The organism is Mycobacterium sp. NS-7484, assembly GCF_001953975.1.
In the GTDB taxonomy this organism is placed as follows: domain Bacteria; phylum Actinomycetota; class Actinomycetes; order Mycobacteriales; family Mycobacteriaceae; genus Mycobacterium.
Map to the genome: position 1 here is coordinate 1 of NZ_MBEJ01000105.1, position 4053 is coordinate 4053.

A 4053-nucleotide genomic window follows, 5' to 3' on the forward strand; every position below is an offset into this window, starting at 1 on the left:
GAGGACAGGCCGGTCGGCGACTGGTCAATCGGACCGCAAACGGCACTGCGCCTCGCTGATGCTGCTATCGCCGCGCACCTGAAAGCGCTCGCCGATGAGCGGGTCGTCGCGGTGGAACTGCCCGAGCAGATGGTGGACCGCAGCAACGTCGCCGAATCCCTGCGCGGCGAACCGATGTGGGAAACGGGCGGGTCCTGGACCTGCCTTACCTCCCCGGACTGCATCGAGTTCGAGGCGGCACATCAGACCGAGTACGGCACCCTCAGCGTTCGAGAGGCCCGAGAGTTAGCCGCCGCCTTACTCGCTGCGGCCGACGCTGCGGAGGCATCCCGATGACCGCCCGCCCGCCCGGTTGCTGCGGTGGGTGCCCACCACTCGCGCGCGGCGGCTACGACTGCACGTGCAGGGGCAACGTCAACTGCTCGGCCCGCATCAAGGTCCAGGCGGTGCGCGCCGCCAACGGACGCATCCAAGGCTGGGCAATCAACCGGGGCAACCAGGAACTCGACTTCTACTACGTCAGCCTCCGCGTCCTCGGCGAGCCCACTGCCCACGCACTGGCGATGGCCAAAGCCCAACGAATCGCACGAGGTTAACGATGAACGAAGCGCTCTGCCCGGGTTCCGGCCACCAAACCGGCGTCATCGGACGCATCGGATGCGAACGCGGCATTCCGCACTACGCGACATGCCCCTACTGCCGGCGCGGGTACGCAACGAACCTCAACGGCCGCATCCGCAAACACCAGGGCCTCCCCAAACCGCCCGACGGTGGCTGCCCCTACAAGTGCCCCGGACCCGAATGTGACTTCGCCTGCTACCACCCGGAGGTCACCGATGCCTGAGTACACCCCACAAGACACCGGCGTCACCCGCGAGTGGTGGACCACCCACGCACGCAACCCCGACCGGGTACTCCCTCGCGGCGTGTTCGGATCCACCGGCCCAGGAGGCGAACCGATCACGACAACCACCGATCATCGGATGCTCTGGCATGTCCGGGATGAACTGCTCGGCGCACCGCCGTATCTGCGCGGCGTTTTCGAGCTCCTGAACGATTACCTTGCCGCCAACTGTCAACACCACTGGCGGGACTACCCGACGTGCTGCACGCCACGCAAGGACGACTGCTTTCCACCGCACCGGCAGTGCTTGTGGTGCAACAGCGTTGAGGAACTGCCCGATGCCTGAGCCGATCAACCACGACGACACCCGCTGCGCCCTCTGTGACTGCTACGGCATCCAACACGACAAACCCGAGCACGGCGGCCCATGCACAGCCACCGACGGCCGAGGCAACCCCTGCACCTGCCCTGGCTTCGAGACACCCCAAGACGACGACGAGGAGGCGCATCGGTGACCACGCGCGAATACGCAAAGAATCTCTTCTCGACGTGGAGTGACGACGACTTCTGCGCCCAGCCGATATTCGACAAGCTGCTATTCCAGGTGCTCAACGGCCAGCGCACCGTCAACACAGCCGGCGTCTTCCCGATCAACTTCACCCGCTGGCGTAAAGCCATGCGCGACGGCCAGGCCGAGCCCACCGAACGTGACCTGAAAGCGGCCCTGATTCGCCTGGAGCGCCGTCGCTATGTGTTCGTGGACGAATCCACCGGGGAAGGCCTGATCCGCTCGCGTGTGCGCCGCGACGAACTCGACAAGCAGCCCAACGTACTGCTGTCCGCGCTGCGGCTCATTGGCACGTTCGACAGCCCGAAATTCGCCGCCGTGATGCTGGGCGAGCTGGATCGGATCGCACTGCCAGAGGTCAAAGGCGACAGCCCTTCAGCTAACCGGTTGCGGGAGAACCTGAAGCGCGCAGAGGCCGATGCGCGGACCCACCTGGCAAGGGTCTCCGAAGGGTTATCGGAACCCTTTGCGGAACCCTTTGCCGAAGACTTCCCCGAAGGGTTACCGGAACCCTTTGCGCGACCTGGGAAAACGTCCGAGTCGGGAAACCCTTCCGGGAACCCTTCCCTAAACCCTTCAGTTTCTGTTTCTGGTTCTGTTTCTGTTTCTAAGTCACCTTCCGTAGGTGGTTGGGTTGGGGAGGTCGACGCCGAGCCGAACGAAACCGGCCAGACCGCAGCCGCACCCGACCGCAACGGGCCCCCACCCGAACGCTGCCCCAAGCACATCAACGACACCGACCCGCCGCCATGCGGCGCGTGCCGCGGCTATCGCCAGCGCCGCGAACGCTGGGACGCCGAATCGGGCGACCGTGCAGCACAAGCCCGCGCCGCGTTCTGGGCCGCAGTCCGCGCCTGCCCCGACTGCGACGACCGCGGCCACATCGACGACGAGACCGCCAACCGCGTGACCCGCTGCCCCAACCACGACTGGGAGAACCTCCATGCCTGACCTCGAAGCCGAACGCGCCGAACGCGAACGCCGCTACGCCGAGGGTCTCGCGGACTGGCACGCCCAGCACGACGTCCCCGCTCATCTCGCCCAGGCTGAGCGCGACAACTGCACGCTCTGCGACTCGGACGGCTACCGCGGCGCCCAGGTCTGCGACCACGTCGACCACACCGCAGCGGCCAAGCGCGGGATCGCCAAGTGTCGCGCCGCACTCGCGAAGGAGGCCAACCGATGAACGCCGCCGAGCACATCGAGTGCGCCAAGTCGCTCGTCGCCCGCGGTGGACGCGCTGACTACGCCACCGCCCACGCACTCATAGCGATCGCCGAGCAAGGCCAACCCGTCGAGCACGCCATCGACGTCGCCGAGCTCCGCCAACAGCGCCCGATCGTGCTCACCGACGACGAGCTGAACCGGGCAGCGGAATCCCTCGTCGAGCACACCGGCATGTCCCTGCTGGCCTGCGGGAACATCGTGGCCCGAATCATCCGTGACATCAACGAGTTCGAGAGCGAGGTCACCGGATGATCGTCGCCGGCATCGACCCCAGCCTCACCAGCGCAGGCGTCGCCATCCTCAACTGTGGCCGACCCACCATGGTCGCCAGATTCGGCCACGGCGGACACAACGGCGCCAGCTACCAGGCCCGCAGCCGCCGCGTTCGCAAGCAAGTCGCCGACGTCACCCGCGCCATCGGTCACCCCGACCTCGCCGTCATCGAGGAACACCCGTACGCCGTCCGCATCAGCGCCGGCGAGTTCGACCGATCTGCCCTCTGGCACGGCATCTACGGCCAACTCGACGCCAAAGGCATCCCCGTCGTCGTCATGAACAACACCACCGCCAAGAAGTGGATCACCGGCAAGGGCAACGCCAAGAAGCCCGACATCATCGCCGCCGTCAACGAATGGTGGCACGACGACGAGCTATTCGAGCCCGTCGACAACGACGACATCGCCGACGCGCTCGGTCTGGCCGCCATCGGCGCATTCCACCTCGGCGACCCCATGCCCTTCCCCGTGAAGCCTCGCCACACCACCGGACTCGAGAAAGTGAGCTGGCCAGCATGACCTTCAACGCCGCGGAGAACGCCCACATGGTGCCCACCGGAAACGGCGGCCGGACACCAGAACCCGAACTCGACCCAGCATGGCCAGACCTCGTCAAGCTCCGCTGGCACGCCGCACTCGTCCGCGACGAGACCGGCCTGGATGTCCACGTCGGCGAAGCCAAGTACTCCATCGCCGGTGTGCCGCAGCGCGGTTACTACTCGATCAACCTGCGCTACGGCATCACCTCGTCATTCATCGGGCCGCACACCTACCGCGACGCGTGGACATACCTCAACGGCATCGTCACGGGAGCGCAGGCGGTGCAGCAGTGACCCAGCAGTGCCAGGCGTGCACCGGCCGCGCCACGACGTTCCTGTGCCCGCAGTGCACCAACCAGCTCCGCGACGCGCTGCGCTCGCTGGTCACCGGCCCGCAGGTCAACGGCAGGCGTACCTCGGGCCTGCTCGAAGACCTCGCCGACGTCGTGCTCAAGCGGACCAGGCTCGGCAACGGCGCCGGCCACCGCAAGCGCGGCGACACCGTCCCCGGCCCATACGAGCCCGACGTCGAGAACGGCAGAGCCACAAAGCAAGGCGAGGCATCCACACTGCTCGACGCCCTCAACAACGCGCTGAGCA

Annotated in this window: 11 protein-coding genes; all 11 read left to right on the forward strand. The window is 66.6% G+C overall.

The genetic code is table 11. The features are described 5' to 3' along the window. Positions 1 to 336: hypothetical protein (locus A5733_RS27575; RefSeq protein WP_158070625.1), on the forward strand; the 336-nt coding region annotated here is incomplete at its 5' end. After that, positions 333 to 596 carry a hypothetical protein gene (locus tag A5733_RS19545; RefSeq protein WP_076241334.1) on the forward strand — a complete coding sequence of 88 codons (264 nt, stop codon included), beginning with the start codon at positions 333 to 335 and terminating at the stop codon, positions 594 to 596. The genes A5733_RS27575 and A5733_RS19545, both read left to right, overlap by 4 nt. Before the next feature lie 2 nt (positions 597 to 598). Then, positions 599 to 844, forward strand: coding sequence for a hypothetical protein (locus A5733_RS19550; RefSeq protein ID WP_076241335.1), 246 nt, complete (start codon positions 599 to 601; stop codon positions 842 to 844). After that, positions 837 to 1190 (forward strand): hypothetical protein, encoded by a 354-nt coding sequence (locus tag A5733_RS19555; protein ID WP_076241336.1) that lies wholly within the window; start codon positions 837 to 839, stop codon positions 1188 to 1190. Before A5733_RS19550 ends, A5733_RS19555 begins: the two co-directional genes overlap by 8 nt. Continuing rightward, positions 1183 to 1359 carry a hypothetical protein gene (locus A5733_RS27580; RefSeq protein WP_158070626.1) on the forward strand — a complete coding sequence of 59 codons (177 nt, stop codon included), beginning with the start codon at positions 1183 to 1185 and terminating at the stop codon, positions 1357 to 1359. Before A5733_RS19555 ends, A5733_RS27580 begins: the two co-directional genes overlap by 8 nt. After that, the gene (locus A5733_RS19560) at positions 1356 to 2363 is read left to right on the forward strand and encodes a hypothetical protein (RefSeq protein ID WP_076241337.1); all 1008 of its coding nucleotides are present in this window, start codon (positions 1356 to 1358) and stop codon (positions 2361 to 2363) included. The genes A5733_RS27580 and A5733_RS19560 overlap by 4 nt, the downstream gene beginning before the upstream one ends. After that, on the forward strand, positions 2356 to 2598 hold the full coding sequence (locus tag A5733_RS19565) for a hypothetical protein (protein WP_076241338.1): 243 nt from the start codon (positions 2356 to 2358) through the stop codon (positions 2596 to 2598). The genes A5733_RS19560 and A5733_RS19565 overlap by 8 nt, the downstream gene beginning before the upstream one ends. Next, positions 2595 to 2891: a hypothetical protein gene (locus A5733_RS19570; RefSeq protein ID WP_076241339.1), complete on the forward strand. Its 297-nt coding sequence runs from the start codon at positions 2595 to 2597 to the stop codon at positions 2889 to 2891. Before A5733_RS19565 ends, A5733_RS19570 begins: the two co-directional genes overlap by 4 nt. Beyond that, the gene (locus A5733_RS19575; RefSeq protein WP_076241340.1) at positions 2888 to 3433 is read left to right on the forward strand and encodes a hypothetical protein; all 546 of its coding nucleotides are present in this window, start codon (positions 2888 to 2890) and stop codon (positions 3431 to 3433) included. Before A5733_RS19570 ends, A5733_RS19575 begins: the two co-directional genes overlap by 4 nt. Continuing rightward, positions 3430 to 3747 (forward strand): hypothetical protein, encoded by a 318-nt coding sequence (locus A5733_RS19580; protein ID WP_076241341.1) that lies wholly within the window; start codon positions 3430 to 3432, stop codon positions 3745 to 3747. The genes A5733_RS19575 and A5733_RS19580 overlap by 4 nt, the downstream gene beginning before the upstream one ends. Beyond that, on the forward strand, positions 3744 to 4053 hold a 310-nt coding region (locus tag A5733_RS19585; protein WP_142254097.1), incomplete at its 3' end, for a hypothetical protein. The genes A5733_RS19580 and A5733_RS19585, both read left to right, overlap by 4 nt.